Source organism: Pseudomonas sp. GD03842 (genome assembly GCF_029841165.1).
Lineage (GTDB): Bacteria > Pseudomonadota > Gammaproteobacteria > Pseudomonadales > Pseudomonadaceae > Aquipseudomonas.
In genome coordinates this window covers 80,099-106,613 of the sequence record NZ_JAOCEA010000015.1, presented here as the reverse complement: position 1 = coordinate 106,613, position 26,515 = coordinate 80,099, and the positions used below count along the sequence as shown (strand labels likewise).

The window sequence follows — 26,515 nt, the reverse complement described above, 5'->3', positions numbered from 1 at the left end:
CGCTGCGCAACAAATCCGATCTTTCCCTTTCTCCGCTCTGGTGAAACCGCCTACGCTGACTTTAAAGTGGCAGCACGTCTGGCATCGTCTGCAGTCCTACTAGCCAAGAGCAGTCGCCTGGGGAGGCTTTCCGATGGGCAGAAAACTGGATGCGTGTCTGAACGCAATCAACGAAGTGGTATTGGGCAAGGAGCCTCAAGTCCGCCTGGCCATGACCTGCCTGTTGGGCGGCGGGCATCTGCTGATCGAAGATTTACCGGGCATGGGCAAGACCACCCTCAGCCACACGCTGGCGCGGATTCTTGGGTTGAGTTTCCAGCGCATTCAATTCACTTCCGATCTGTTGCCGGGCGACATACTCGGCACCTCGGTCTTCGACCGTGAAAGCGGGCAATTCACTTTTCATCCTGGGCCGATTTTCGCGGAACTGGTGCTGGCAGACGAGATCAATCGCGCCACGCCCAAGAGCCAGAGTGCGTTGCTCGAAGCGATGGAAGAAGGGCAGGTCACCATCGAAGGCGCGACCCGCCTGCTGCCTGATCCGTTTTTCGTGATTGCCACCCAGAACCCGTTCAGCCAGGGGGGCACGTTTGCCTTGCCCGAATCCCAACTGGACCGTTTCCTCATGCGCCTGTCGCTGGGGTACCCGGCGCGTTCGGCCGAAAAAGCCCTGCTGCTGGGCGAGGCCCGCCGGGACCTGTTGCCGCGCATCGAGCCGATCATCGACCACGCCGAACTGGCGGCCCTGCAGGAAGAGGCTCGCCAGGTTCGGGTGAGCGACGCGCTGGTCGATTATGTGTTGCGGTTGGTCGACGCCACCCGCAGTCAGCCGCAGTTCGCCTACGGGCTGTCTCCGCGGGGCAGCCTGGCGGTGCTGTCGGCCGCGAGAGCGTGGGCGCTGCTGATCGGGCGCGAGTATGTGATTCCGGAAGACGTTCAAGCGGTACTGCCTGCGGTCGTCGGCCATCGCCTGCGCGACCGGACCGACCCGACGGGGCATGGCGGTGGAGCGTTGGTTCAGTGGCTGCTGCGTGAGGTGCCGGTGCTTTGATGCTTCAGTTCAAGCCGTTCTGGCAACGCTGGGTGGGGCGACGGATCCCTCCGGCATCCCGGATCGAGCTGGATCACCGACGAATCTTCATCCTTCCGACGCGGGTCGGCGGGACTTATGCGCTCGTCCTGTTTCTGCTTTTGCTGGTCGCCATCAACTATCAGAACAGCTTGGCCTACGGCCTGACATTCTTGATGTTGTCCGTGGGTATCCTCGCGATCCTTCACACCTATCGCAACTTCAGCGGCCTGATTATCAGCGCCAGCCCTGCGCGTTCCGTGTTCGTGGGCGAGCCCGTGCAGCTTCGCTTGCGCCTGGAAAGCGCGTCTGTCGCCCATCAGGCCATCGCCCTGGGCTGGGACAGCGAACAACTGGAACAGACCGACGTGGACGCAGACCGGCAGGTCGAGATTGGGCTGGCCTTGCCCGCGCAGCGGCGAGGCTGGCTGCGCGCCCCACGGCTGCGGGTGGAGAGCGTGTTCCCGCTGGGTATCTTTCGCGCCTGGACCTGGCTGGATCTTGAGCAGACGGTGCTCATCTACCCCCAGCCGGTGCCCGGGACGCTTCCCCTGCTGCAAGGGGCGCAACCCCATGCCGAAGACGACGGGCAAGCCACGCAAGGCCAGGGGGTCGACGATTATCAAGGCCTGCGGCCGTGGCAACCCGGCGACTCCATGCGGCGCATGCACTGGAAGGCCTGGTCGCGTGGGCAGGGTCTGATGGTCAAGGAATTCACCGACCTGAGCGGGCACGACCTGTGTCTGGATTTCATGGCACTGGGTGGAGACATCGAAGAGCGGCTGTCACGCCTGTGTTATTGGGTGCTGGAACTGTCCCAGCGCCAGCAGCCGTTCGCCTTGCGCCTGCCAGGCTTCCTCTCCCCGGTGGACAGCGGCGATGCGCATCGCGAGGCGTGCCTGCGGCAACTGGCGCTTTACGGTGTGCGGGCATGATCGGGAGTCCGCCATGACCTCTGCCAACCTGGGAAAACCCATCCCGCGCACCAGCCTCAACTGGCTGCTGATCGCTCAGGCGTTGGTGATCGTGCCGTTCTCGCTGCACGTACCGGTGGCGTTGATCGTCCTGTGGCTGGTGTGCAGCTTCTGGCGCATCCAGATTTTTCGCATGCGCGTGCGCATGCCGGGCACCTGGGTCAAGGCCGGTTTGCTGGTCGGCACGGCGGGTGGGGTCTTCCTGGCACGGGGCAGCCTCGTGGGCCTCGATGCCGGGGCAGCGCTGTTGATTGCCGCGTTCATCTTGAAGATGCTGGAAATGCAGACCCGACGCGATGCCCTGGTGCTGATCTTTCTCGGTTTCTTCTGTGTCGCGGTTGGCTACCTGTTCGAGGACGCGTTGCTGTGGGGGCTCTTCACGCTGCTACCCATCGCCACTTTACTTGCCGCGCTCATCGGGCTGCAGCAATCGGGACTCGCCACTCGGCCAGGGGCGACCTTGATGCTTGCTGCCAAGCTGTTGCTGCAGGCTGTGCCGCTGATGCTTCTGTTGTTTTTGTTCTTTCCCCGCCTGGACCCGCTCTGGTCACTTCCGCAGCCGAGCAACAAGGCGCTGACCGGGCTTTCCGACAGCATGGCGCCGGGGGACATCGCCGAGCTGAGCAAGTCGGCGGCACTGGTGTTCCGCGCCAGTTTCGACGGGCCGATTCCCCCGCGCAACCAGCAGTACTGGCGCGCCCTGACGCTGGAACAGTTCGACGGTCGGCGCTGGTCGCAATCGTCCCGCGCGCAGGTGCCGGATGCGCCGGACTGGCGCAAGGAAGGCGAAAAAATCAGCTACAGCGTGGTCATGGAGCCTACCGGCAAACCCTGGTTGATGCTGCTGGACATGGGGGCGCCCGAGCTTGGCGGCGTGCGGCAGATGAGCGATTTTCGCTGGCAGCGCAGACGCCCCATCGATCAGTCGATACTCTACCGCGTCGATTCCTGGCCGGCTGCCGTTCGCGAAACCGTGCTCAGTGAGGGTGGACGTCTGCAAAACCTGCAGCTACCCGCCAAGGGCAACTTGGAGGCGCGGGAATGGGCGGCCGACCTGCGCCGCCGTTACCCCAGGCCAGAGGCGCTGGTCGAAGCGATGCTGAGCTACTTCAGTGAGCAGCCCTTCCATTACACCTTGAAGCCGCCGGTCACGGGCCCGGACGGCATCGACGACTTCCTGTTCACCAGCCGCGCCGGGTTCTGTGCCCATTACGCGGGTGCGATGACCTTTGTGCTGCGGGCCGCGGGCATTCCCGCGAGGGTCGTGGCCGGGTATCAGGGCGGCGAGCTCAATCCTAACGGTCACTACCTCAGCGTGCGCCAGCTCGACGCCCACGCCTGGGTCGAGTACTGGCAGGCCGGGGTGGGCTGGCGCAGTGCCGATCCTACCGCCGCCGTCGCCCCCGCGCGCATCGAACAAGGGCTGGAGCAGGCATTGGCGCCGGACGAGGCGTTCCTCGCCGATTCGCCGATGTCGGCCCTCCGTTATCGCCACCTGGCCTGGCTCAACTCGATCCGTCTGAACTGGGACAGCCTCAACTACGGGTGGCAGCGCTGGGTGCTGGGCTATCAGGGCCAGCAGCAGTTGCAAGTGCTGGGCCGCTGGTTTTCCGGCTTCCAGGCACCCGTGTTCGCCGCCGGGGCGCTGGTCATTCTCGGTCTGCTGGCCTTGTGGCTGTTCAAGCCGTGGCGTCGTGAAAGCGATTCGCAGCTGCGCCTGTTCGCCGCTTTCGAACGGTTGTTGGCCCGACAAGGTCTCAAGCGTCAACCGGGCGAGGGCGCTCAGGCCTTCGCTCGCCGCGCCGCGCAGCGGTTGCCTGCCCATGCCGAAGCCATCGATGCCTTCGCTCGCGAGTTCGAGGCGCAACGGTATGCCGGAGTGCCCGGTTCTAACGGGCCGCTGCGTCGACAATTGAAACACCTGCGCCGCCGTTTACCGTGGCGGCTGTCTGCGGCGAAAGACCCTTCGTCGTGATGAATGTTTAAGGAGTGCGTCCCATGTCTGCCATGGTCGATCGGTTGGTCGCCGAAATCATCAGCCTCAACGTCAAGTTGCTGGCCTGTCATGCCCGCTTGGTGGCCTCCACCGACAGCGAGGCCTTGCACGACCTGCGCACCACCGTGCGGCGTCTGCGCAGCGTGGTGCGACCCTTGCGCGGCCTGCCAGGCATCGACCAGGTTGAAGAAGCGGCAAAGGGGGTAGGGGAATTGACCACGCCGCTGCGTGACATGCAGGTCCTGGCGGCGTTCCTCGCCGATCAGGGGCTGCATGAAGCGGCGCTCGACCGAACGCGCGTGCTGGACTCGGCCTGCCCACAGGTGGCCACTTCTGCGCCGTTGAACCGCCTGTTTGGAATACTCGATCAATTGCCTTCGTTTCTGCGGACCCAGCAGCGTCACGGCCTGCTCAAACGCCTGCGTCGACGCATCGAGAAACGCATGGACAAACAGTGGAAGCAATTGCGCGACGCGATGGCCGATCCGACGCATGATCGCCATCGCTTACGGTTGTTGATCAAGCGCGTGCGTTACGCCGCCGAGGCGTACCCGGCACTCAGTCACCAGCCAGCCGGCATGCAGAAACGCCTGAAAGCGGCGCAGAGCGCCTTGGGTGACTGGCACGATCACCTGCAGTGGCTGACGCAGGCCGAGCAGCAGGCGGATCTTGCCGCCTGCGTGCCGGGGTGGAGACGGGGAATCCAGCTTGCCGAGCAGCGCTCCGACAAAGCCTTGGAGCGGCTGCACGCAGCGTGTTTCGGAGGCCATTCCGGCTGACGCTCCCGATCAGGCCGCAGGAATGGCAGTTATGAGTGCTGTTGGCCCCAATGCATCGGGTTAAGCTTTGCCGTGCAGCTCATTCGCACGGAGTGCCCCATGACCTTTTCCGAATTGCTCGACGCGGTCCGCAACCACCCTTCATCGGTGTCCATTCCGGCCTCGTGGGCCCAGGGGCGTTCGTGTTTTGGTGGCCTGATGGCCGCGTTGCAATTCGAAGCAATGCGCGCCAGGGTCGCAACGGATCGGCCGATTCGCTCGCTCGCCGTGTGCTTCGTCGGGCCGCCGGCGATCGACGTGCCGATTTCATTCGAGGTGGAGATCCTGCGCGAAGGCAAAGCCGTGAGCCAGGTGCTGGGCAGGGCGATTCAGAAGGGCGAGACGGTCACGTTGATCCAGGGCAGTTTCGGCGCGCCCCGTGAGTCGGCGATTGCCGTAGCGGCCGATCCGGCCCCCGAGTTCAAGGCGGTGGACGAAGTGCCTGCCTTTCCCTTCATCGCGGGTGTGATGCCCGAGTACTTGCGTTATATCGACATGCGCTGGGCCTTGGGCGGACTGCCCTATAGCAACACCCCATCCGCTGCGATCGGGGGCTATGCGCGGCTGAAGGACGTGCCGGAAGAAAGACTGACCGAGGCGCATGTGCTGGCGTTGGTCGATACGTGGCCGCCCGCGGTATTGCCGCATCTGAATAAACCGGCACCGGGGAGTTCGCTGACGTGGACCATCGAGTTCGTGCAGCCGCTACCTGCGATGAGCACCCATGAATGGACGCGATACCGCGCGGTGATCGAGCATGCCCGGGATGGCTACGGCCATGTCGCGGCGGGGTTGTGGACGCCGAAGGGAGAGTTGATCGCGATCAGCCGCCAGACGGTGACCGTGTTCGGTTGAGACGTCGAGGGCAACGACCTGCCCCGAGACCTTACTGGCCTCGGGTCTTGATGGCCTGGGCTGCAACCAATCCCAGAATGCCGATACCGGCCGACGCGACGCTGGCGCTCAGCGCGCCATCCAGCAGCAGGAGACCGGAAACGATCGACAGCGGAAAGGCCATCGATGCCAGCACCGTTTGCGAAGACAATCCCGATTGATGCGCGCTGCTGAAAATGCTGTCCAGGTGAAGACTGGCAATGAACTTGGGCATGATGACCTCCGAAGCCTGAATAAGAACCGTTTTCGATGGGTTCAGAATAGGCCGGGCGCCCCACTACGGCGAATCGAAGATTGCTATCGCGCCCATAGCCAGCATCGGTGAAAGCAATCAGTGATAAAGCCGCACACCGCCAGGGGGCCGTGGGCCCACTGGCCGGCGAGTCTGTTCTTGCTTCGATGGCTACCCCTGCAGTTTCAACTGCCCGATAGCCTTATTCAGTTCCCCGGCCAGCGTCGCCAGTTCGTCGCTGGTACTCGCCGAATCCAGGGTCTGGCGTACGGTGCGTTCGGTGACATCGCGGATGCTCACTACCGCGCGGTTCATGTCTTCCGCCACCTGGCTCTGCTGCTGCGCGGCCACGGCGATCTGCGTGTTGCTTTCACGCATCTGCGCCACCGCTTCGGTGATCGCCGCCAGAGCTTCTCCCGCTTCCCGCGCGTGCTGCACGCAGTCGTCCGCCTTATAGGAGCTCTCCTGCATGAAATCCACCGCATCCCGCGTGCCTGCCTGCAGCGCCGAGACCATGGTGGTGATTTCGTCCGTGGAGGTCTGCACACGCTTGGCCAGGTTGCGCACTTCGTCGGCCACCACGGCGAACCCCCGGCCCATTTCCCCGGCGCGGGCCGCTTCAATGGCTGCGTTGAGGGCGAGCAGGTTGGTCTGCTCGGCGATGCTGTGGATCACGCTCACCACGCTGTTGATCTTTTGACTGTCTTCGGCCAAGCGCTGAATCATGCCCGCAGTCTGTTGCACGCCGCTGGACAGCCCGGTGATCGAGGCCTGCACCCGGGCCACCACGTCCTTGCCACTGCCTGCCAACGCGTCAGCGTTCTGCGATTGATCCCGCGTGGCGCTGGCGTGCTGGGCAATGTGATGGACCGTGGCGGTCATCTCGTTGATGGCCGTGGCCACTTGATCGGTCTCGCTCTGCTGCCCCAGCATCCCTTCACGCACGTCGCTCATGCCAGTGGCCAGATGCACCGCGCCCTGATCCAGCCGCGCGGCCGACTGCGCCACGGTGCCGACGATTCGTTGGTAACCGGCCTGCATGGCATTGAACGCTTTGGCCATTTGCCCGACTTCATCGTCCCCGGCCAGCGGTGCGCGGACGGAGAGGTCACCGCTGCGCTCCACGTACAGCATGACGTCCTTGACAGCGTTCAAATGCGTCAACAGAAACCGGATGAGCAACTGGGAGGCGCTGAGCATGACCAGCATCAATACCAACACGGCGAGCGCGTACTGAGTGAAATGCTGGCTGAACAGCTGCTCGAAGGACGGCGCCGCAGGCAGGGGCGGTGCCGTCGGCGCGGTTTGTCCGGCAGGCCAGGCCGCGAGTAAGTGCGCCTGGGCCTGAGCCGCGATGCGGGCATCTTCGGCACGGCTCTGTTGCTCGATGTTCAGCGCATACAGCACCAGCAACAGCGTGGTGATGAACGCGACGGCGTTCACTGCCCAGAATTTGTATTTCAGCGAGAGGTTACTTAACCAGCGGCTCATGAGAAAGCTCTTCTGTAGGTGCACGTGATAAGGCAAGGTGCCATTAGTTTCTCAGTTGTCTGCCCAGGTAGGGTTGATCTGCATCAATTTCTCAGGCCCCTTGCTGAAGCGTCCGCGCTCTACAGGTCGGGCAAGCCGAAAAAGGTCCGTGCGCACGCGGTGGTGTGGGCTGCCACGTCTTGCGGGGTTTCACCACGATGCGCCGCCACTTCTCTGAGAACTTCAGGCAGAAACGCCGGTTCGTTGCGACCGTTTTTCGGCTTGGGTCGCAGACTGCGGGGCAGGAGATAGGGCGCGTCGCTTTCCAGCATCAGGCGGCCACGGGGAATCTCGCGGACCAACGGATGCAGATGAGTGCCCCGGCGTTCATCGCAGATCCAGCCGGTGATGCCGATGTGCAGGTCCAGATCGAGGTACGCGAACAAGGCCTTTTTTTCACCCGTAAAGCAGTGCACCACTGCGCCGGGCAAGTGATCCCGGTACTCGCGAAGGATGGCGAGCAGCCGGTCATCGGCTTCCCGCTCGTGGAGAAACACCGGCATCTTCGATGCCGCCGCCAACGCCAGTTGGGCTTCGAGCACTTTTTCCTGTTGCGGACGTGGGGAAAAATCGCGGTTGAAATCCAGGCCGCACTCACCGACGGCGCGCACAGGTGTTTCCCTGAGCAGGGCTCGCAAGGCGTTCTCAGTGTCCAGCGTCCAGGCGCTTGCCGAATGGGGATGGACCCCGGCGGTGCTGAACAGCCGCTGACCCGCTTCGTCAAGCTCGCGGCACAGGTGCAGGGCCTGTTCGCTGCCCGCGACGTCGGTGCCAGTCAGGATCAGTTGCGCCACATCCGCTGCATAGGCGCGGTCGAGGACTTCACGCTCTTTCGAGGCAAAGCTGGGATTGGTCAAGTTGACGCCGATGTCGATTAGTTGCATGGTTCACCTCAGGCCGGAGGCCGAGAAGAATACCAGAGCGATTGAAGTGATAAAAAAACGAGCAGGTTCAACTGCTTGGAACGATGGGTCGTCGGCAATCCCTGATGCCAGGGCGATAGCGACCAACCGACGCAGACTTCAAACCCCTTTTTCGGCTTTTTCCCGGAGCGTCAATGATCCGAGCCTCGCTGATCTCGTTGCTGTGCCTGTCGCTGATGCCCACCCCGGCGTCAGCCCGTCCTGCCGGCCCCCCGGTAGTCATCAAGAAAACCCAGGTGCGCGATCTCTCGGCCATCCGCAGCAGCAAGGTGTTGCGTGTGCTGGTCAATCAGAGCCGCAACAGCTCCGGTGAAATCCAGGGCGAGGCGATCGGCGTCGAATACCGGCGGCTGCAGGCCTTCGAGGCCTACCTCAACGGCCATGCCCGCGATGGCCAGAAAGTCGCGCTCAAACTCATTCCCAAAGCCAAGGACCAATTGCTTGCCGCGCTGCAGCGGGGCGAGGGTGATCTGGTCGCGCCTGGAGAATTGCTGGACGCCAGCGCTGCCCGTTACGTCGATGCCTCAGCGCCGGTGGTCAGCCATGTGCCGCTGGTGGTAGTGGGCGTGCGTGGCGAGCGGGGTTTCAAGCGGGTCGAGCAGCTTTCCGGCCGCACCCTGATGCTGACCGCCGGGAGTGTGGCCAATGACGCCATCGTGCAACTGAATCAGAAGCTGGCGCTGCGCAAGTTGCCGCCGGTGAAAGTCGAATGGGTCGACCCCAGCCTGGCTGTCGAGGACGTCCTGGAAATGGTGCAGGCCGGTATTTACCACTTGACGGTGGTCGAGCAGCCGATTGCCGAACGCTGGGCGAAGGTGATGCCCAAGCTGCGGGTGGATCGCTCGCTGGCGTTGAGCGATCCGGGCCAGATGAACTGGTTCGTGCGCAAGGACGCGGTCATGTTGCACGCCACCGTCGATCGCTTTCTGGCGACCTACACGCCGCCGAGCAATCAGGATGTGGCCTTCCAGAAGGCTTACAAGGACGTGTATCGCATCCATTACCCCTTGGCACGCGACGACCGCCAGCGGCTGGAGAAGCTGCGGCCGACCCTGCAGCTTCATGCCGATGCGCAGAAAATGGACTGGCTCGATCTCGCTGCCCTGGCCTTCAAGGAGTCTCAGCTCAACCCCGGTGCCAAAGGTGGCAGCGGCGCGACGGGCCTGTTGCAGATCACACCATCGGCGGCCCAACGTGTCGGGGTCGGCAACATTCATGACCTCGATGGCAACGTGCAGGCGGCCACCAAGTACCTGGCGATGATCCGACGCAAGTTTTTCTCCAGCCCGAAGATCAACGAGCGTGAGCGGATGGCATTCACGCTGGCCGCCTACAACCTGGGGCCGGAACGGGTACAGGCCATGCGTACCGAGGCCAGGCGCCAGGGGTTGAATCCCAATCAGTGGTTCTTTCAGGTCGAGCGAGTGGCGCTCAAGCAGGTCGGGATGAACGTCGTCAGCTACGTCAACAGCGTCAACAAGTACTACCTGGCCTATGACCAGGAACGCAGCGCGCTGGAAAACACACCTATACGCAAAGTAGCGGCCCGTGAATGATCGATTAATTCGATTGATATGGCGGGTTTTTTGCGATTTTCATATTGGCTAATCCGATTATCATGGCGCCATTACTTCTTACTAACGGAATGTGCACCATGACTACTCAGATCAAAAAACTGTTCAACACCCAGGCCGGTTATGGCATCGCCATCCTGCGCATCCTCGTCGGCATCATTTTCATGGCCCACGGCAGCCAGAAACTCTTCGGCATGTTTGGTGGATACGGTCTGGAAGGCACCGGGCAGTACATGGCCAGCCTTGGGTTGAACCCGGGTTACCTGATGGCCTTGTTGTCCGGCAGCGCGGAGTTCTTCGGCGGGCTGGCGCTGTTCCTCGGTTTGCTGGTGCGCCCTGCCGCAGTGGTGCTGATCGTGATGCTGGTGGTTGCCATTCTGTCGGTGCACATCCACAACGGTTTGTTCATGGCCAACAACGGCTATGAATTTGGTCTGGCGTTGCTGGCGGGTGCCTTTGCGGTCCTGTTCGAAGGTGCCGGGCGAGTCTCGCTGGACCGCGTGATCGCCCGTCGATAAACCGCCGACAGCAAACGATCCCGGTCTTCGAAAAGGCCGGGATTTGTTTTTGCGGTGCAGCAAGGGAAGACCTTCGCCAAGGGCCGGTCCGCCGAACCCTGAGCCCTCCTCAGAAGGCGTGTTGCCGGTCCAGTTCGATGGCCTGGTCCAATGTCTCGAGGAACGCCTTGCGCACCTTGAGCTTGGTCTGGTGGTGGGCTTTCATGTTGATCTTCTTCAATTGCAAAGCCACGGTACGCGCGGTGTCGGCAAGCGCTTCGGGGGCGACGACCCTGTCGAGAAAGCCTGCTTGCACGGCGCCTTGGGGGTCGTACATTTCACCGTTGATCACAGAGCGGCCGAAAGCGGGTTTGCTCAGGCGATCACGGGCCAGCTCGATGCCGGCGTGATGCATGGTCATGCCGATCTGTACCTCGTTCAAGCCGATGCTGAACGGGCCTTCGACGCCAATGCGGTAATCCGCTGACAACAGCAGAAACGCGCCTTTGGCCACTGCATGACCAGTGCATGCCACGACAATGGGGAAGGGGTGGGAGAGCATCCGGCGGGCGAGGGTGGACCCGGCGGCGACCAGGTCCATCGCCGCCTGCGGCCCGGAGGTCATGATTTTCAGATCGTAGCCGCCGGAAAGAATCCCCGGCCCGCTGGTAATGATCACCACGGCACGGTCTTTTTCGGCCTGATCCAGGGCAGCATTGAATGCAGCGATCACGTCATTGCTGATGGCATTGACCTTGCCGTTGCTCAGGGTGAGCGTGGCAACGCCGTCGTCCAGTTGGTAGGCGACCAAATCACTCATGGAGCGCGTCCTTTTTTGTTGTGAAGTGGCGCAGACGTTACCCACCCGAACGGGCGAGGTAAAGCGCTATGAATGACTGGCAAGTCAGGGTTTCGGGCCGTGGACGAGGCGGCAGCATCACGACCCGAAGCCCTGCGCAGGCGGGGGCAGCGTCAGTCTTCGACGTCGTTCAACTCGCGGTAATCATCCCACGCCATGCCCAGGGCATCCGCGGCCTCCTTGTGGGCCGCCAGGCGCAGTTCCTTGAGTTGCTCCGGGGTGTCGGCGATGAATTGCAGGGCCAGGTCCCAGGTTGGAATGCCGAGGTCTTCGGCCTCGTCCTCGAAAGCCCAGAGAATCTGTTGCTGTTGCTCTTCAGGGCTCAGTTCCTTGATTTCCGCCTGAAGAGTCGGGTTGGTCACGATGTACTTCGCCAAGGCAGCTTCGGTCCAGTCATTAGCGTTCATGCGAGCGGTTTCTCCTGTTGGGCGAGCTGACGATTTCTGATTGTCGGGTGGCTAACGTGAAAGCCGATTGTGCGGGATGTCTTGTATCGATGTCACCCAGAGGCGACCCCGTCGGTCGTGGCGCAATGCAAAAGGGCCCGTCTGTGGACGAGCCCTTGCGCGTGTGTGGGGAGCTATCAACCGATGACCATTGGCTTTTTCACGTTGCGGTGCGCGTTGCTGCCCAGCAGCGGATGTGGGCCGCGGTCGCCGTACACGCCCACCGGCTCCGGAAAGGTGCGCAGCAATGTGACGTACAGCAACGCGGCCAGCCCCAAGGTAATCGGCAGACTGATGTCGATGCCGCCCGCCAGGTTGCCCAGCGGGCCGACGAACTGCCCAGGCAGGTTCACGAAGCACAGGCCCACCGCCGCGCTGGGAATCCACGCGCCGAGGCCGCGCCAGTTCCAGCCGTTTTCGAACCAGTAATGGCCACCGCTCTGGCCACGGGTGAACACCTGCAAGTCTTCGGAATGATAGAAGCCGCGACGGATGATCAGGCCCAGCACCATGATCACGATCCACGGCGAGGTGCAGGTGACGATGAGGACGGCGAACGTCGATACGCTCTGCACCAGATTGAATGCGAACCGACCGATGAAGATGAAGGCAATGGCCGCGATGCCAATCAGGATCGTCGCCTGGGCACGGTTCAGCAGGCGCGGGAACATGCTCGACATGTCCAGTCCGGTGCCGTACAGCGAGGTCGTGCCGGTCGACATGCCGCCAATGATCGCAATCAGACACACCGGCAGGAAGAACCAACTGGGTGAAACAGCCAGCAGGCCGCCAACGTAGTTGTTGTCGGTGATGTACTGCGGCGCTTGAGTGGCCACGATGGTGGCGGTGCAAAGGCCGAACAGAAAGGGAATCAAGGTGCAGACCTGCGCCAGGAAAACCGACGCCATGATGCGCGGCTTCGAGGTGTGGCGCGGGATGTAACGGGACCAGTCCCCGAGGAACGCGCCGAACGACACTGGGTTGCTCATCGCCAGCAACGCCGCGCCGATGAACGCGGCCCAGAAGCCTTCGCTGCCCTGATTGACCGTGCCTGCAAAGCTTGCATCGAAGCTGCCGCTGAAGGCGAAGATACCGAGCAGAAACAGCACGCTGGAGGCAAACACCGCGACCTTGTTGACCCACAGCATGAACCGGAAGCCGTAAATGCACACCACCAGCACCAGCACCGCAAACACACCGTAGGCGATGGCCAGGGTAAGGTCGTTTTCCGGCAACCCGGCCATGCGTTTGGCGCCACCGATCAGTGCATCCCCGGAGCTCCAGACCGACAGCGAGAAAAACGCCACAGCGGTCAGCAACGACAGAAACGAACCGACGATGCGGCCGTGCACACCAAAGTGTGCCCCTGACGAGACCGCGTTATTGGTGCCGTTCAATGCCCCGAACAGGCCCATCGGTGCCAGGATGAGCGAACCCAGGACAATGCCCAGAAGGATTGACCAGACGCCCGCCTGGAAAGACAGCCCGAACAGCACGGGAAAGCTGCCGAGCACCGCCGTGGCGAAGGTGTTGGCGCCGCCGAAGGTCAGGCGGAACAGGTCGAGGGGCGAGGCATCACGCTGATCGTCCGGAATTTGTTCGACACCAAAGGTTTCGATACGGGTGGTGGGTTGTGACATGACGGTTTCCTGCGCGCTGTCGTGTTGTTATGAGGCCCGGCAACGAAAATGCGGCCCCGATGTGTCCGGCCGGAACAGGTCCGGCGGTGGCGTTGGCAGTGGTCGGTAACCCGGTGGTCAACCCGTGTAGGTGGACAGGTGTTCGTGGCACGCCAGCCAACGCTCGCCGTCACGGCGGAAGACGATGGTCTCGCGCTCCTCGAACTGACTCTCTTCAGTGCCGAAGCGAATGCGAGTCGCCACGTCGTGCATGAAGATCGCCATATCCCCAAGCAAACGAACCTGTGCCCGGGTGGACTGACAATCGAGCACGGCAAAGCCATCGGCCAGCCAGCCGTCCCACACCTTGCGGTAGGCAGCGCGGGACAACAAGGGCGAGGGCAAGGTGTGGAACAGGAACGTCGCGTCTTCGCTGAAAGCGGCGAAATACGCTTCGGTGTCAGTGCGGGCGAACGCCGCTACCAAATCATGGGCTGCCTGGAGGACGTGCGCTTCGAGCTGCTGGGTAGAGGTCATGGCCATCTCGTTATTGTGGTGCGAGCGATGGGACCTGACTTTAAGGAGCTCTCACATGGGGTAACATCGTTGCCGATAAATATTCAGTTCATGAAATTCGGAAGTAATCGGCGCCCATCACCGATTGTGCGCCGACCCGCGCAGCGTCGGGCAGTCAGCGGCTGAAGCCCAACGGTTCACGCCGGACTGCGTCCTTCCCCGGCTGGCGAATGCTCCCACCTGAGGGGTCGAAGCAGGCGCTGTTGTAGATCGGCGCTACACAGGTCGACGGGACCCCGGGCGGGGGCGGTCGAATGGCCTGCATGTGGTCTGAGATTTCCTTTTCGTTGGTAATGATGATCCGCCGGCGTCGACTGACTTGCAGGATTTCCGTCGCATTCTTGTTCACTCGGTGGGGAAAGTCGGTCGGTTCCCAATCGCTGGAGAGGCGTTGAGCGGGCCGCTGTACCCGATTTTCGCCGACATAATCAGGGCAGGGCGTCGAGGCGAAACTGACCCTGCCGTCGTGCGCGACACATTTGAACACCTCGCCGTACGCCATAGCACTGAGGCTCAGCGCAAGCAGCGCGGATGCGATGACCGATCCATTCATTGAAGCCCTCCTCTTGTGGCACAAGGCTACCACTTGGGAGGAGAGCTTGTCAGTGGGCGGGCGAGCGACTCACTGGGTGCCGTGGCTGGACTTTTGTACCCGCGATAACGCCAGGGCGACGAACATGTCCGCATCACCCTGCAACACCCGCAAATGGTCTTCGACGTGATCGCTGATCTGCGGTTGCTCTTGGGTATCGATCAGGCGCGTCACCTCACACAACGCATTGGCGGTCACCCACAGGCTCTGTCGCAACTGACTGATAATCTTCACCACGCTCTCGGCGCTGGTGAAATCCTTGTCGTTTACCAGCGAAGGGAAGGTCGGCATCTCCAGTCGATTGTTGGAGTCGATGCCGGTGACCACACGGCCGATGTCGACCCCTGCCGCCGCCACGCGAAACAGGTAATCGGCCCTAGGCAGGCGTTGCCCACTTTCATAATGACCTTGGGCATTGGCCTCCACGCCGCCGATTGCGCCCATGGCACTCTGCGTCAGCTTCAGCCTCTTTCTTTCTTGCCTCAAACGTTTGCCAATTCCATTCATCAACCTACTCCTGCGAAATTCGCGCTCTTTGTTTCTCATTCGGGAGCGCGCAATGGGGGCTGGAATACGGGCTGGGTGTTCAGCGTCTGACTAGCCTCGTACGAAGTACTGCTCCAAAAAACGAGCAGCACGGATAGACAGTAGACGTTCATTTGGTGGGAAGGTGGGGTTTCCGATGTTCTGCGGTCACTTGAGGCGTCGGGGTCCAAATATAAGCGTCGTATCTGGCTGTTCGGAGGTTCAAACCAGCCGAATGGATGGAATCAGCAGCTTGAGGTATTCACTCACAGGCAGGGTGAAGAACGTTCCGAACCACTCAAACGCGTGATCAATGGCAGCAGGGCCGGTCGATGAGCGAGCCATTCCGCTTTGGTGATGCCCAGCAGGACTACATTGACCCGGTGCCCTTCCTTGATGATGTTGTTACGCCGCACGCCTTCAAGCTGAAAGCCGAACTTCTGGTGCATCTTGATGACCGCCGTATTCATCTCCAGCACTTCGCAGTTGAGTTTTTCCAGGCCGACGTCGTTGAAGGCATGATCGAGCAGCCAGAACTCCACCAGACTGCCAAGCCCTTTGCCGCGCAACTGCGCGTCGAGGTAAAACGCCCAGTCGGCGGTTTTGTGAGTGGTGTTTATGGCATTGAGCGACACCACCCCCGCCAGAACGCCCTCGTGGATGGCCACAAAAACTGCTTGGCGAGGGTTATCTTTCAACGACTCAAGCCACTGTTGATGCTCTGTAGGGCTGATTTCATGGGCGGTGTACATGAACCGGCGCACCGCTTCCTGATTGCGCAACGTGCGCACGGCAGACTGGATGGAAGGAGGGGTGTCGGTCAGTGGCAGAAATTGCATGGGGGACATCCTTGAGGCGAAAGCGGGAAAAGAATAGCGCGGTTTGTGCGATGAAAGTCTTCGATGCCGTGAGGTTGGCGAAACCGCCTACTTGGGTAGAAAACTCGATTGCCAACGGTGCGGAATCGTCGCCGAAAGGCACGCGAGGATCAGGGCCGCAATGCCGCTGACCAGCATCGCTCTCAACCCCATGGTGTGAGCCAGCAACCCGCCGAGGATCGCGCCCGACAGCATGCCGCCCCACGGGACCAGTTGCACGCGCCAGCCGTTGCGGCGCTCGCCCAGCAGCCAGCGGCCAAGCCCGCGCCCGAATCGGGAGAGGGCGCCGGTCACGTAAGTCAGCCCGATCGGCAGCCCGTTCACTTCTTCGACCACCGCGTTGATCATGCCCATCGCCACGACGGCTCCTATCAACGGCGCGACGCCCTGATCCAGCCATCCACAAAGGCAGAGCAGCGTGCCGATGGACGCGAGCAACGGCCAAGCGCGGTGCTTGAATGCGCGCGATGCAATGACCCCAAGCGCGTTCCCGACCACGAAAGCGGTAATCAACACCCCAATGCGCAGAGACAGCGCATAGTCACCACCGCCCACGGCAATCGCCAAGCGGGTGGTGTTGCCACTCATGAACGAGACGAAGTCGCCGGAGACCATGAACCCGATCGCGTCCGTCATGCCCGCGATGAGCGACAGGGTTGCGACAAAAGACAATCCGACCCGCCCGCGGGCTCGGATCATTCGCCTGCCTGCGCGGTTGAGCGTTGCAGATTCCGGAAGCACGGCCACCTCCCTTGCTGAGAAGGACTACAGAAGACAGTGGTATAGCGTGAGTGGCAGTTTGCTGGCAATTCCCATTCTGCCCGGGACTCGCCTTTCTACTAGGGCGAGCGGCGATTCAGCATGATACCCGGACGATCACACCGCCAGAGAGATCGTTACCGTGGTGATCTATGGGACGGCCGCTCGTCGGAACGCGAGCACTATCAATCGGTTGGCCACTCCATGGTGTAGCGAAAGGAAATGGAATATATGCCGCAGAGACTAATTGATTCGCCCAACGCGCTTGAACTGATCAAAGAGCTTGATGATGCCACTGAACAAATGATGGCTTTAGGTGTGGACCAAGTCGGCTCGCCGCAATGGCAGGTGGTTTTTGACCGACAGCAGCGCGCCTTCCGAAACTGGCGCGACTATCTGTATCTCAAGGCAGATGAGAAGCCGCCTGCGCACCTGCTCAATATTGCCTGAGCCGGCCCAGCACAAGAACGGACCTCACCTTGGTGCCGCAAGCCGCCTTGTGCCCCTGCATCATCAGCCCGCGTGCAGCCGCCGATGTGATTGGGATTAAGGCCAGAAAAGAAAAAGCCCCGATTTTCGCAGGGAAAATCGGGGCTTTGACGGGTATCGAATATGGCGGTGAAGGAGGGATTCGAACCCTCGATACAGTTTCCTGTATACACACTTTCCAGGCGTGCTCCTTAAGCCACTCGGACACCTCACCGTATCTCGCTAGACGTTCAGTCTGTCGAGGCGCGCTAATGTAGTCGAAAGTTTTGAGGAAGGCAAAACTTTTTTTCAGATTTTTCATGCGCTTAAGCAGAAAAGCGCAAAGCCCGGGCTTCATTGCAGTGTTCGGGGCTGAGCGAGAGCGGAAGGTTGGCCGAAATCAGGCGCCAAAGCCGCCGTCGATGGTCAGGCTCGCCCCCGTGACGTAGCCGGCTTCCGGGCCCGCGAGGTAAGCGACCATGGCGGCGATTTCTTCTGATGTCCCATAGCGCGGCACCGCCATCAGCCCGAGCAGGGTGTTGGCGAAGTCCGTGTTGGCCGGGTTCATGTCGGTGTCCACCGGGCCTGGCTGCACGTTGTTGACGGTAATGCCGCGGGGGCCCAAGTCGCGGGCCAGGCCTTTGGTCAGGCCTACCAAGGCCGATTTACTCATGGCGTACACGCTGCCCCCAGCGAACGGCATGCGGTCGGCGTTCGTGCTGCCGATATTGATGATGCGACCGCCTTCTTTCATATGACGGGCCGCTGCCTGGCTGGCGATGAACACGCTGCGTACGTTGATGGCCAGCGTCCGGTCGAAATCGTCCAGGCTGAATTCGTCCAGCGGCGCAATTGCCAGGACGCCCGCGTTGTTGACCAGAATGTCCAGGCCACCGAACGCGTCGACCGTCTTCTGCACGGCATCACGAATGTCCTGTTCGTGGGCGCTGTCAGCCTTGATGGCCAAGGCTTTACCGCCGCTGGCAACGACGCTGGCCTGCAATTGGCGTGCTTTTTCTTCGGAACTGACGAAAGTGAACGCAACCGCGGCGCCTTGTTCGGCCAAACGCTTGACGATGGCCGCGCCAATGCCGCGCGAGCCACCCTGGACAAGAACCGTTTTGCCGCTGAGTGGGGGGATATGAGTCATGTGGGTCTCCGGTAAGCCGAGCGATGAAGTGGATGAGCGCAGTATCTGTCGCCGATTGGATTCTCGGTAGCGGGCAATCGCTATAGTCTGTGTAAACCAAAAGTTGTGAATCGAGTCGATGGAGAACTTCAGCAGCATCGAATGTTTTGTCCGCAGCGCCGAAGTCGGCAGCTTCGCGGAAGCCGCACGACGCTTGAGTCTGACGCCTGCGGCGGTGGGCAAGAGCGTGGCGCGTCTCGAAGGGCGTCTCGGTGTGCGCCTGTTCCAGCGCAGCACGCGACGCCTGACCCTTACCGAGGCCGGGCAGCGCTTTCTGGATGAGGTGCGCGTCAGTTTTCATACCATTCAGAACGCGGTCGCCAACCTGGCCAGCGCCGAGGGCAGCCCGGCGGGTACACTCAAAGTGAGTGTCGGAACGCTGTTCGGATGCTTGTACGTGGTGCCGCTGCTGGGCGAGTTCTTGCGGCGGTTTCCCGCGATCACGCCGGACTGGCATTTCGATAATCGCCAGGTCGATCTCATCGGCCAAGGATTCGATGCAGCGATAGGTGGCGGCTTCGATCTGCCGCAAGGGGTGGTCGCGCGCAAGCTGGCGCCCGCCCATCGGGTGCTGGTGGCGTCGCCCGCCTGGGTCAGTGGGCACGCCCGCATCCAGCAGCCCGAGGACCTTCGCACCTGCGACGGGATCCTCATTCGCTCGCCCCAGACCGGCCGTGTCCGTCACTGGCCGCTGACCCATCGTCATCAGGCGCAGGCCCCGCTGCAACTGACCGCACGTATGACCCTGAGTGATTCCGAGGCAGCCTGTCGCGCCGCCGTGCAGGGGCTGGGGGTCGCGCTGGTCAGTATGCCGTTCGCGTTGCCTTATTTGCGCAGCGGGGCGCTGTTGCGGGTGCTGCCGGACTGGTACGTCGAAGACGGCCACATTTGCATTTACTACAGCGGACACAACATGCTGCCCGGCAAGACCCGGGCGTTCGTCGATTTCATCATCGAGCAGTTCGCCGAGCAGCAATGGGCGCGGCATTTCAGCGCCATTTAGACGGCACCGCCATGCCCGTGTCGATCAGCGGCGCATCATCGCAGGCGCCAGAATCCACCCTCCTTACGAGACCCATCATGCAACTCGACCCCAAGGCCGCGCTGGTCATCATTGATATGCAGCAAGGGATCAACCACCCCAAGTTAGGGCGGCGCAACAATCCCGATGCCGAACGACAGATGCTCGCGCTGTTGAAGGCGTGGCGCGACACCGGCCGGACGGTGATCCATGTGCGGCATTTTTCCCGCTCCGAGGACTCGGTGTTCTGGCCCCGGCAAGCGGGTGTGGAGTTCCAGCCCGACTTTCTGCCGCTGGATGGGGAAGGGGAGCTGCACAAGCAGGTGCCGGACGCATTTTGCCACTCGGCGCTGGAGGGCTGGTTGAGAGCGGACGGCATCCGCCAGGTGGTGATCGTCGGGGTGATCACCAACAATTCTGTGGAATCCACGGCAAGGACGGGCGGCAACCTGGGGTTCGAGGTCATCGTTCCCCATGATGCCTGCTACACGTTCGACGGCGCGGATTTTTTCGGGCAACCCCGCAGTGCCGAGGCAATTCATGGGATGTCATTGGCTAATCTGCACGGGGAATACGCGACGGTGGTCTCGACCGCCGATATCGTGAGCGCCATGGCCTCCCTGTAGCCGCTCGGCGACAGCAAAAGCGATCACGCAGCAGTCGCTCACAACCTGAAACGTGCCATCTGTGCCGCCAGGTGTTCGGCCTTCTGGGACAGCTTGAGGCAGTCTTCACGGCAGGCACTGACGTCGCTGGCAGTCGATTGCGCGAGGTCCGCGATGCCCTGCACGTTGCGGTTGATTTCTTCAGTGACCGTGCTTTGCTCCTCGGTGGCGGCCGCAACCTGGTGGTTGCGGTCCGTCAGCTCTTCGACGTGGCCCGCGATTGCGTCCAGTGATTGGCCCGTGCGCCGGCTGGCGTCGACGCCAGTGCCCGTGGCCGCCTGCCCGGCACGCATTGAAGTGACCGCCTGCTCGGCACCGCTTTTGAGCTCGCCCATCATGTGCTGAATTTCCGACGTGGCGGTTTGTGTGCGACCGGCCAACGTGCGCACCTCGTCGGCGACCACCGCAAAGCCGCGACCCATTTCCCCCGCGCGGGCCGCTTCGATGGCGGCATTGAGGGCCAGCAGGTTGGTTTGCTCGGAAATGCTGCGGATCACGGCGAGCACCTGGTCGATGGTGGAAATCTGCGTGGCCAGATGCTCCACTGCACCGGCCGCGGTTCCGACCCCGTCGGACATGCTCTGAATGTGGCCGATGGACTCACCGACCACGCGTTTGGCGGATACCGCTTCTTGGTGGGTAGTGCGCGAAACGTCGGCAGCAGCGCCGGCGTTACGGGCAATCTCCTGAACAGTGAGCCCCATTTCGTGCACGGCGGTGGCGACCATGTCGGTCATTTGCTGTTGCTTGGCTGCACGCGCCGACGTGCTGTCGACCACCCGAGCCACGTCCACCACGCTGTGGCGCAGTTGCTCGCTGGTCTGCAACACGTCGCCGATCAGCAGGCGCAGGGTCTCGATGAAGCGGTTGAAGCCCCGGGCCAGATCGCCCAGTTCGTTCGCCCGGCTGTCATCAAGGCGCCGAGTGAGATCGCCCTGGCCGCCGCCGATATCCACCAACGCGCTCGTGACGTGTTGGATAGGGCGCACGATGCCGCGTGCGATCCAGCCCACGAACCCGAGGAAACACAGCACCACCGCCAGGCTGATCGCGGAAATGGTGGTGAGGGCTTCTTTTGCCGGGCCGTACACTTCCGCCAGTGGCACTTCGCTGACCAGTGTCCAGCCCAGCGACTCGACCGGTCGGGCGACGGCGACGTAAGCCTGGCCATCGCGTTCGAACTCCAGCGCCTGGCCCTTGCCATCCTGGCTGAGCAGTGTCCGCGCAGCGGCGTCGCCCACGTGCGCGGTCAGTGATTCACGGTCATTGAACTCGGGGTTGGGATGGACTTTGATCTTGCCGTCCGGGCTGACCAAGTAAACCTGCCCCTCTTTGCCGAAATGGAAATCGCTGATCATGCGCGACAGCGCGCTCATGCTGAAGCCCAAGCCCGCCACGCCCACGACCTTGCCGTCGAACTCGATGCGCTGGTTGATGAACAACGTGGGGATTTTGGTCGTGGCATCGATATCGATATCCAGCGAGCGCCGCTTGTTGCTGTCAAGGAAGCCATAGAACCAGGCGTTCTCGGCCGGTCCTCGCTGCAAGGTGCGGTCAGCGCCTTTGTCGGTGATGTAGTGGCCACTGTCCTTGGCCACGATGAAGGTGATGAGCGCGTTGTGTTGAGCCTTGATTTTCGCCAGGTAGCGGATGAACGCGGGCTGTTGGGCCGGGTCTTCACCGTTGCCCAGCCAGTCAGCGACCAGGGTGTTGTCGCCAATGTCACTCGCGGCGGTCAATGGGGCAGCCAGGAGGTGTTCGAGGTCATTGCGAATGGCTTCGACGCTGGCTGGCATCGCCTGCTGCAGCAGATAGCGGTCGGTCAGGCGGTTCAATGCAAAGGCATAGATACCGATGACAATCAGGCTGCTGGTCACCAGCGCGGCGCCCATGCTCAGGGTCAGTTGCCATTGAATGCTCTTTCGCCAGACAAACATAAGAAAACTCCGCAAATACGCGCGCACAACCACCATGGAACAGTGCCTACTGTCCGGCCGGAGCAATAAGCGGGCCATTAAGTTGATCGGCTGGTCAGGATATGCTGGCGGGTGACCCCAGGGTGCTGGGTTTTGCGAGGCGCAGAGCCCTTCGGCGGCAGGTGCGATGGAGCACAGCGGCGCACCTTGTGTACAAAAAATGAGTATTTTTGGAACAATTCTTCCTGCTGTGCCCACAAATGTGGCGAACTGCGATCAAGGCTTGCCCAGAATCTTGCCACCGCCCGCCGCGCCCATTCGATGCACCCACTGGGCACCGTCGAGTCAGGCGTGCTGCATGCCCGCGCGCTTGAGCAGCTTTTTGCAACGCTTCGACAAGTGCACCACACGCAGGTGTTTCCCGGCTTTTTCATAACGCTCGCGAAGCGTCTTCAGGGCGGCGATCGCAGAATAGTCGACGAACCGCAGGTGACGGCAATCGAGGGTCACGTTTTGCGGGTCGTTCAGGTGATCGAACTGGTCGAGAAACGGCGTCGTCGAAGCGAAAAACAGCGTGCCATGCACCTGATACCGTTTGCTGCCGTCGGCTTCGGTGTGGCTGTCTGCGTACAGTTCGCGCGCCTGTTGCCAAGCGAAGTTCAGTGCCGCGATGAGAATACCGAACAGCACCGCGGTGGCCAGGTCGGTCAGTACGGTGACCACGGTCACGGCGATGATGGCCAGCACATCGTTCAACGGGACTTTGCGCAGCACCCGCAGCGACGCCCAGGCGAAGGTCTGCTGGGCCACGACGAACATCACGCCCACCAATGCAGCCAGTGGAATGCGCTCGATCAGCGGCGACAGGAACAGCACGAATATCAGGATCATCAACCCGGCCACGACCCCGGACAAACGCCCCCGGCCGCCTGAGCTGAGGTTGATCACGGTCTGGCCGATCATCGCGCAACCGCCCATGCCACCGCAGAGGCCGGAGGTGATGTTCGCCACTCCCAGCGCCACACATTCGCGGTCCGGGTAGCCGCGGCTTTCGGTGATTTCGTCGGTCAGGTTCAGCGTCAGCAAGGTTTCCAGCAGCCCCACGAGGGCCATCAGCACCGCGTAGGGGGCGATGATGCGCAAGGTCTCCAGGCTCCATGGCACATCAGGCAGCGCAAGACCGGGCAGGCCGCCGGCGATGTGGGCCATGTCACCCAGGGTGCGTGTTGGCAGATCGAGCAGGTACACCAGCAGGCCGACGCCCAGTATCGCCACCAGGGCCGGCGGGACCGCGCGGGTGAGGCGGGGCAACACGTACACCACCGCCATGGTCACCGCGACGAGGCCCAGCATCCTGTACAGCGGCGGGCCGGTGAGCCAATGCTCGCCGGCCTTGAAGTGTTCGAGCTGGGCCATGGCAATCACGATGGCCAGGCCGTTGACGAAGCCGAGCATCACCGAGTAGGGCACCATGCGCACCAGTTTGCCCAGGCGCAAGACCCCAAAGGCAATCATGACCAGCCCGCCCAGCAGGACCGTCGCCAGCAGGTACTGCACGCCGTGTTGCACCACCAGTGCGACGATCACCACCGCCATCGAGCCTGCTGCGCCCGATACCATTCCGGGGCGGCCGCCGAACAGGGCTGTCAGGGTGCAAATGACGAACGCGCCGTACAGCCCCATCAGTGGGTTGAGGTGGGCGACCAGGGCGAAGGCGATGCACTCGGGAACCAGGGCGAATGAGGTGGTGAGGCCGGCGAGGATGTCGGCACGCAGACGAGCGGATTTCATGTATGACCTGAAGGGAGAAAGCGCAAAGGGTGGGGATGTTACGGAATATGAGCCGCACCGGCCAGCCAGATTGAACGCTTGGTGAGGGCTTTAGTGAGCGGATTGATCAGGGTTCAGGCCAGCGTGATCGAGTGACGGAGGGACCGCCCAGGTTTTTTCAGAGGGATGCAAATGAATTTATCTCAATGTCCAGTCCGCTTCGATTATGCAACGATGCTCGGCTTCGATTGCCACGGCTGACCATAAGGACAGGACTCGGATGCTCACCGCCCTCAGACATTACCCTGCCTCGGTCAACCTCCTGCTGGCCTCGTCGCTGTTCCTGACGCTGGGCAGGGCGATCACCTTGCCTTATTTGGTGATCTATCTGTCGTCCAGTTTCACACTGGGCATCAGTGATATCGGCCTGATGGTCGGCAGTGCCTTGATCGTCGGTTCGCTCCTGAGCCTGTACGGCGGTTACCTCACGGACCGACTGTCCAGCTACAAACTGATCCTCGCGTTCACCGGGTTCTTTTTCGTCGGCTTCGTCGGGATGTGCCTGACCGACAGGCTGTGGCTGTTTTTTCTGTTTCTGGTGTCGTTCAATTTCGCCTATTCGGTGATCGATGTCGTCGTCAAGGCGGCCTTTGGCAAGCTGCTGCCCGTAGCCGAGCAGAGCAAACTGTTCTCGGTGCGCTACACCCTCATCAACATCGGTTACGCGGTCGGCCCGTTCATCGGTGCGGGGCTCGCCCACTGGAGCATGAAACTGCCGTTTCTGGTGTCGGCGGCGCTGGGCCTGGGTTATTTCGTTGTCTACGCGATGTACGGTGACCGTCAGTTGAGCTCGGCGGACCCGGCCAACGCGCCCATCTCCTTTCTGGCGGTAGGGCGGATTCTGCTCAAGGATTACCGATTGGTGTGCTTCACCCTGGGGGGCATGCTCAGTGCGGTGGTGTTCGGCCAATTCACGGCTTACCTGTCGCAATACCTGGTCACCACCAGCACGCCGGAATTTACCTATCAAGTCATCAGTTCCGTGGTCGCGGTCAATGCGGCGGTGGTGATCTGCCTCCAGTATGTGGTGGGCAAGCGCGTCAGCCACCAGCACCTCAACCAGTGGCTGACCCTGGGCTTCACGTTGTTTCTGATGGGCGTGGTCGGGTTCGCCCTGTCGAGTACGGTGCTGCACTGGTCGTTGGCAGTGGCGATTTTCACTTTGGGCGAGATCATCGTTTTTCCTGCGGAGTACATGTTCATCGATCGCATTGCACCCACGCATTTGCGAGGCATGTATTACGGCGCGCAAAACCTGTCCAACCTCGGCGGTGCGCTGGGGCCAGTGTTATGCGGTTTCGCCCTGGCCGCCCAGCCCCCTGCGTTCATGTTCTCCATGCTGGCGGGTTTCATCGTGGCCGGGGGCTGTTGCTATTTGCTGGGGGCGTCGTATTCCAGACGTCACGATCAATCTCACACTGTGCGGTGATGCGGTTCAATGAGTGCGCTTTCTCCATTGGAGGCCTGGCAGCAGGCCGTGGATACCCGGGGTTTTCAACCGGACGAGGCCCAACGCCAGGCCGCTCGACACTTGCAGCGCTGCTGGGACGCGTTGCATGAAGGCAGGCCCCACGCCGGCGTCAAGGGCGTCTACCTCTGGGGCCCTGTCGGACGCGGCAAGACCTGGCTCATGGACCGGTTTTTCGAAGGTCTGCAGGTGCCTGCCCGGCGCCAGCATTTTCATCATTTCATGCGTTGGGTGCATCAGCGCCTCTTTCAACTGACAGGTATCGCCAAGCCCCTTGAGGTGCTGGCCCACGAACTCGGCCAGGAAGTGAAGGTGCTGTGTTTTGACGAATTGTTCGTCAACGACATTGGCGACGCGGTGATCCTGGGTGGTCTGCTGCGGGCGATGTTCGAAGAAGGCGTGACCCTCGTCTGCACGTCCAACCAGTTGCCCGAGCAGTTGTATGCCACGGGGCATAACCGGGAGCGATTCATTCCGGCGATCACCGCAATCAACGAGCACATGACGGTGGTGTCAGTGGACGGCGGCGAAGATCATCGCCTGCACCCCGGGCAGGCGCAGCAGCGTTACTGGATCACGCCGGAGCGGGGTCCCAGCGCGCTGGTGGCGGTGTTCGAAACGCTGAGCGAAGGCGAATCGGTGTCGATTCAACCGGTGCCGTTGGGCCGCCGCCATCTGGCGGTTGTGCGCTGCAGCAAGACCGTGATCTGGTGCCGTTACAAGGACCTGTGCGAACAGCCGCTGGCCGCCGTGGATTTCATCGATCTGTGCGACCGTTACCGTGCCGTGCTGCTGAGTGAAGTGCCTGCCTTGAGCGCCCGTCAACGGGAAGGCCGCATCGCCCGGGGGACCGAGGATGCCGTCGAACAGGTCGTCGCAGGCGATCGGGAGCTGCCGCAGTTGTCGCCTTACGATGACGGGGTGCGACGCTTCATTGCCTTGGTGGATGAGTGTTACGACCGCAAGGTGCCGCTGTATGTCGAAGCGGCTTTGCCCATGCAGACGCTGTATACGGAAGGTTACCTGGCGTTCGCTTTTCGTCGCACCCTGAGTCGATTGCAGGAAATGCAACTGGCGCGCTTCGGGCGCTGATTGGCGGGGCGGATAAGGCTGAGCGATCGGAGCATGGGCGAATCGAACCCCTCTCACGACCAAAAAAAACCCGCTGCGGTAGCGGGTTTTTTCGATTCAGCTCAC

Annotated in this window: 26 protein-coding genes and 1 tRNA gene; 12 read left to right on the top strand and 15 right to left on the bottom strand. The window is 61.8% G+C overall.

The genetic code is table 11. The annotated features are described in order from the left end of the window. Positions 1 to 133 precede the first annotated feature (133 nt). The 5 genes from N5D61_RS20610 to N5D61_RS20590 all read left to right on the top strand — a co-directional run bounded on the left by N5D61_RS20610 (position 134) and on the right by N5D61_RS20590 (position 5,712). Positions 134 to 1,051, top strand: coding sequence for a MoxR family ATPase (locus tag N5D61_RS20610; RefSeq protein ID WP_279894031.1), 918 nt, complete (start codon positions 134 to 136; stop codon positions 1,049 to 1,051). Continuing rightward, positions 1,048 to 2,004: a DUF58 domain-containing protein gene (locus tag N5D61_RS20605; protein ID WP_279894030.1), complete on the top strand. Its 957-nt coding sequence runs from the start codon at positions 1,048 to 1,050 to the stop codon at positions 2,002 to 2,004. Before N5D61_RS20610 ends, N5D61_RS20605 begins: the two co-directional genes overlap by 4 nt. 13 nt (positions 2,005 to 2,017) lie before the next feature. Beyond that, complete coding sequence (locus N5D61_RS20600) at positions 2,018 to 4,018, top strand: DUF3488 and transglutaminase-like domain-containing protein (protein WP_279894029.1); 2,001 nt, start codon at positions 2,018 to 2,020, stop codon at positions 4,016 to 4,018. Positions 4,019 to 4,050: 32 nt separating this feature from the next. Continuing rightward, complete coding sequence (locus N5D61_RS20595; RefSeq protein ID WP_279894057.1) at positions 4,051 to 4,818, top strand: CHAD domain-containing protein; 768 nt, start codon at positions 4,051 to 4,053, stop codon at positions 4,816 to 4,818. 99 nt (positions 4,819 to 4,917) lie between these two features. After that, positions 4,918 to 5,712, top strand: coding sequence for a thioesterase family protein (locus tag N5D61_RS20590; RefSeq protein WP_279894028.1), 795 nt, complete (start codon positions 4,918 to 4,920; stop codon positions 5,710 to 5,712). A 31-nt stretch (positions 5,713 to 5,743) separates the two neighbouring features. On the opposite strand, the gene N5D61_RS20585 is transcribed toward N5D61_RS20590, so the two are convergent. The 3 genes from N5D61_RS20585 to N5D61_RS20575 all read right to left on the bottom strand — a co-directional run bounded on the left by N5D61_RS20585 (position 5,744) and on the right by N5D61_RS20575 (position 8,397). After that, positions 5,744 to 5,965 (bottom strand): hypothetical protein, encoded by a 222-nt coding sequence (locus N5D61_RS20585; protein ID WP_108238704.1) that lies wholly within the window; start codon positions 5,963 to 5,965, stop codon positions 5,744 to 5,746. A 189-nt stretch (positions 5,966 to 6,154) separates the two neighbouring features. Further along, entirely contained in the window at positions 6,155 to 7,474 is a 1,320-nt protein-coding gene (locus N5D61_RS20580) for a methyl-accepting chemotaxis protein (RefSeq protein ID WP_279894027.1), read from the bottom strand. 119 nt (positions 7,475 to 7,593) lie between these two features. Continuing rightward, positions 7,594 to 8,397: a TatD family hydrolase gene (locus tag N5D61_RS20575; protein ID WP_279894026.1), complete on the bottom strand. Its 804-nt coding sequence runs from the start codon at positions 8,395 to 8,397 to the stop codon at positions 7,594 to 7,596. A 173-nt stretch (positions 8,398 to 8,570) separates the two neighbouring features. Here N5D61_RS20575 and N5D61_RS20570 point away from each other — a divergent pair, with 173 nt between their 5' ends. After that, a complete protein-coding gene (locus N5D61_RS20570) occupies positions 8,571 to 9,992 on the top strand; it encodes a transglycosylase SLT domain-containing protein (protein WP_279894025.1) in 1,422 nt (473 codons plus the stop codon). 98 nt (positions 9,993 to 10,090) lie between these two features. Then, positions 10,091 to 10,528 carry a DoxX family protein gene (locus tag N5D61_RS20565; protein WP_279894024.1) on the top strand — a complete coding sequence of 146 codons (438 nt, stop codon included), beginning with the start codon at positions 10,091 to 10,093 and terminating at the stop codon, positions 10,526 to 10,528. Between the two features lie 109 nt (positions 10,529 to 10,637). On the opposite strand, the gene N5D61_RS20560 is transcribed toward N5D61_RS20565, so the two are convergent. From N5D61_RS20560 to N5D61_RS20525, 8 genes are all read right to left on the bottom strand, one after another. After that, the gene (locus N5D61_RS20560) at positions 10,638 to 11,327 is read right to left on the bottom strand and encodes a crotonase/enoyl-CoA hydratase family protein (RefSeq protein ID WP_279894023.1); all 690 of its coding nucleotides are present in this window, start codon (positions 11,325 to 11,327) and stop codon (positions 10,638 to 10,640) included. Between the two features lie 152 nt (positions 11,328 to 11,479). Further along, a complete protein-coding gene (locus N5D61_RS20555) occupies positions 11,480 to 11,773 on the bottom strand; it encodes a DUF6388 family protein (protein ID WP_108238698.1) in 294 nt (97 codons plus the stop codon). Positions 11,774 to 11,949: 176 nt separating this feature from the next. Next, a complete protein-coding gene (locus N5D61_RS20550) occupies positions 11,950 to 13,452 on the bottom strand; it encodes a cytosine permease (protein WP_279894022.1) in 1,503 nt (500 codons plus the stop codon). A 117-nt stretch (positions 13,453 to 13,569) separates the two neighbouring features. After that, complete coding sequence (locus tag N5D61_RS20545; protein WP_279894021.1) at positions 13,570 to 13,968, bottom strand: nuclear transport factor 2 family protein; 399 nt, start codon at positions 13,966 to 13,968, stop codon at positions 13,570 to 13,572. A gap of 154 nt (positions 13,969 to 14,122) precedes the next feature. Further along, a complete protein-coding gene (locus tag N5D61_RS20540; protein WP_279894020.1) occupies positions 14,123 to 14,560 on the bottom strand; it encodes a DUF4124 domain-containing protein in 438 nt (145 codons plus the stop codon). Positions 14,561 to 14,629: 69 nt separating this feature from the next. After that, positions 14,630 to 15,106 (bottom strand): helix-turn-helix transcriptional regulator, encoded by a 477-nt coding sequence (locus N5D61_RS20535; RefSeq protein WP_256601822.1) that lies wholly within the window; start codon positions 15,104 to 15,106, stop codon positions 14,630 to 14,632. Positions 15,107 to 15,390: 284 nt separating this feature from the next. Continuing rightward, entirely contained in the window at positions 15,391 to 15,963 is a 573-nt protein-coding gene (pseH, locus tag N5D61_RS20530; RefSeq protein WP_279894018.1) for a UDP-4-amino-4,6-dideoxy-N-acetyl-beta-L-altrosamine N-acetyltransferase, read from the bottom strand. 87 nt (positions 15,964 to 16,050) lie between these two features. Then, positions 16,051 to 16,701, bottom strand: coding sequence for a YoaK family protein (locus N5D61_RS20525; protein WP_108238693.1), 651 nt, complete (start codon positions 16,699 to 16,701; stop codon positions 16,051 to 16,053). Between the two features lie 291 nt (positions 16,702 to 16,992). On the opposite strand from N5D61_RS20525, the gene N5D61_RS20520 reads away from it, so the two are divergent. Beyond that, positions 16,993 to 17,211, top strand: a complete 219-nt coding sequence (locus N5D61_RS20520) for a hypothetical protein (RefSeq protein WP_108238692.1) — start codon at positions 16,993 to 16,995, stop codon at positions 17,209 to 17,211. Positions 17,212 to 17,374: 163 nt separating this feature from the next. Here the strand turns inward: N5D61_RS20520 and N5D61_RS20515 are convergent. Next, positions 17,375 to 17,464: transfer RNA gene (locus N5D61_RS20515), tRNA-Ser, on the bottom strand. Positions 17,465 to 17,629: 165 nt separating this feature from the next. Continuing rightward, a complete protein-coding gene (locus tag N5D61_RS20510) occupies positions 17,630 to 18,379 on the bottom strand; it encodes a 3-oxoacyl-ACP reductase FabG (protein WP_279894016.1) in 750 nt (249 codons plus the stop codon). Between the two features lie 118 nt (positions 18,380 to 18,497). On the opposite strand from N5D61_RS20510, the gene N5D61_RS20505 reads away from it, so the two are divergent. Next, a complete protein-coding gene (locus N5D61_RS20505) occupies positions 18,498 to 19,421 on the top strand; it encodes a LysR family transcriptional regulator (RefSeq protein WP_108238690.1) in 924 nt (307 codons plus the stop codon). A gap of 77 nt (positions 19,422 to 19,498) precedes the next feature. Then, entirely contained in the window at positions 19,499 to 20,065 is a 567-nt protein-coding gene (locus tag N5D61_RS20500; protein WP_108238689.1) for a cysteine hydrolase family protein, read from the top strand. A 38-nt stretch (positions 20,066 to 20,103) separates the two neighbouring features. On the opposite strand, the gene N5D61_RS20495 is transcribed toward N5D61_RS20500, so the two are convergent. Together N5D61_RS20495 and N5D61_RS20490 are read right to left on the bottom strand one after the other, a co-directional pair. Further along, entirely contained in the window at positions 20,104 to 22,041 is a 1,938-nt protein-coding gene (locus tag N5D61_RS20495) for a methyl-accepting chemotaxis protein (RefSeq protein WP_279894015.1), read from the bottom strand. Positions 22,042 to 22,365: 324 nt separating this feature from the next. Further along, positions 22,366 to 23,811, bottom strand: coding sequence for a SulP family inorganic anion transporter (locus N5D61_RS20490; RefSeq protein WP_279894014.1), 1,446 nt, complete (start codon positions 23,809 to 23,811; stop codon positions 22,366 to 22,368). A gap of 259 nt (positions 23,812 to 24,070) precedes the next feature. Between N5D61_RS20490 and N5D61_RS20485 the strand changes: the two genes are divergently transcribed. Both N5D61_RS20485 and zapE read left to right on the top strand, forming a co-directional pair. Beyond that, positions 24,071 to 25,279 carry an MFS transporter gene (locus N5D61_RS20485; RefSeq protein ID WP_279894013.1) on the top strand — a complete coding sequence of 403 codons (1,209 nt, stop codon included), beginning with the start codon at positions 24,071 to 24,073 and terminating at the stop codon, positions 25,277 to 25,279. 9 nt (positions 25,280 to 25,288) lie between these two features. Next, a complete protein-coding gene (gene zapE, locus N5D61_RS20480) occupies positions 25,289 to 26,410 on the top strand; it encodes a cell division protein ZapE (RefSeq protein ID WP_279894012.1) in 1,122 nt (373 codons plus the stop codon). Positions 26,411 to 26,515 lie beyond the last annotated feature (105 nt).

Bases quoted from the DNA above. Each gene is read 5' to 3' on its own strand.
- N5D61_RS20580 (WP_279894027.1), bottom strand. From the start codon at position 7,474: ATGAGCCGCTGGTTAAGTAACCTCTCGCTGAAATACAAATTCTGGGCA.
- N5D61_RS20505 (WP_108238690.1), top strand. From the start codon at position 18,498: ATGGAGAACTTCAGCAGCATCGAATGTTTTGTCCGCAGCGCCGAAGTC.
- N5D61_RS20595 (WP_279894057.1), top strand. From the start codon at position 4,051: ATGGTCGATCGGTTGGTCGCCGAAATCATCAGCCTCAACGTCAAGTTG.
- N5D61_RS20555 (WP_108238698.1), bottom strand. From the start codon at position 11,773: ATGAACGCTAATGACTGGACCGAAGCTGCCTTGGCGAAGTACATCGTG.
- N5D61_RS20560 (WP_279894023.1), bottom strand. From the start codon at position 11,327: ATGAGTGATTTGGTCGCCTACCAACTGGACGACGGCGTTGCCACGCTC.
- N5D61_RS20550 (WP_279894022.1), bottom strand. From the start codon at position 13,452: ATGTCACAACCCACCACCCGTATCGAAACCTTTGGTGTCGAACAAATT.
- N5D61_RS20500 (WP_108238689.1), top strand. From the start codon at position 19,499: ATGCAACTCGACCCCAAGGCCGCGCTGGTCATCATTGATATGCAGCAA.
- zapE (WP_279894012.1), top strand. From the start codon at position 25,289: ATGAGTGCGCTTTCTCCATTGGAGGCCTGGCAGCAGGCCGTGGATACC.
- N5D61_RS20485 (WP_279894013.1), top strand. From the start codon at position 24,071: ATGCTCACCGCCCTCAGACATTACCCTGCCTCGGTCAACCTCCTGCTG.
- N5D61_RS20570 (WP_279894025.1), top strand. From the start codon at position 8,571: ATGATCCGAGCCTCGCTGATCTCGTTGCTGTGCCTGTCGCTGATGCCC.
- N5D61_RS20600 (WP_279894029.1), top strand. From the start codon at position 2,018: ATGACCTCTGCCAACCTGGGAAAACCCATCCCGCGCACCAGCCTCAAC.
- pseH (WP_279894018.1), bottom strand. From the start codon at position 15,963: ATGCAATTTCTGCCACTGACCGACACCCCTCCTTCCATCCAGTCTGCC.
- N5D61_RS20510 (WP_279894016.1), bottom strand. From the start codon at position 18,379: ATGACTCATATCCCCCCACTCAGCGGCAAAACGGTTCTTGTCCAGGGT.
- N5D61_RS20525 (WP_108238693.1), bottom strand. From the start codon at position 16,701: ATGATCCGAGCCCGCGGGCGGGTCGGATTGTCTTTTGTCGCAACCCTG.
- N5D61_RS20545 (WP_279894021.1), bottom strand. From the start codon at position 13,968: ATGACCTCTACCCAGCAGCTCGAAGCGCACGTCCTCCAGGCAGCCCAT.
- N5D61_RS20540 (WP_279894020.1), bottom strand. From the start codon at position 14,560: ATGAATGGATCGGTCATCGCATCCGCGCTGCTTGCGCTGAGCCTCAGT.
- N5D61_RS20590 (WP_279894028.1), top strand. From the start codon at position 4,918: ATGACCTTTTCCGAATTGCTCGACGCGGTCCGCAACCACCCTTCATCG.
- N5D61_RS20565 (WP_279894024.1), top strand. From the start codon at position 10,091: ATGACTACTCAGATCAAAAAACTGTTCAACACCCAGGCCGGTTATGGC.
- N5D61_RS20520 (WP_108238692.1), top strand. From the start codon at position 16,993: ATGCCGCAGAGACTAATTGATTCGCCCAACGCGCTTGAACTGATCAAA.
- N5D61_RS20535 (WP_256601822.1), bottom strand. From the start codon at position 15,106: ATGAATGGAATTGGCAAACGTTTGAGGCAAGAAAGAAAGAGGCTGAAG.
- N5D61_RS20610 (WP_279894031.1), top strand. From the start codon at position 134: ATGGGCAGAAAACTGGATGCGTGTCTGAACGCAATCAACGAAGTGGTA.
- N5D61_RS20490 (WP_279894014.1), bottom strand. From the start codon at position 23,811: ATGAAATCCGCTCGTCTGCGTGCCGACATCCTCGCCGGCCTCACCACC.
- N5D61_RS20495 (WP_279894015.1), bottom strand. From the start codon at position 22,041: ATGTTTGTCTGGCGAAAGAGCATTCAATGGCAACTGACCCTGAGCATG.
- N5D61_RS20585 (WP_108238704.1), bottom strand. From the start codon at position 5,965: ATGCCCAAGTTCATTGCCAGTCTTCACCTGGACAGCATTTTCAGCAGC.
- N5D61_RS20575 (WP_279894026.1), bottom strand. From the start codon at position 8,397: ATGCAACTAATCGACATCGGCGTCAACTTGACCAATCCCAGCTTTGCC.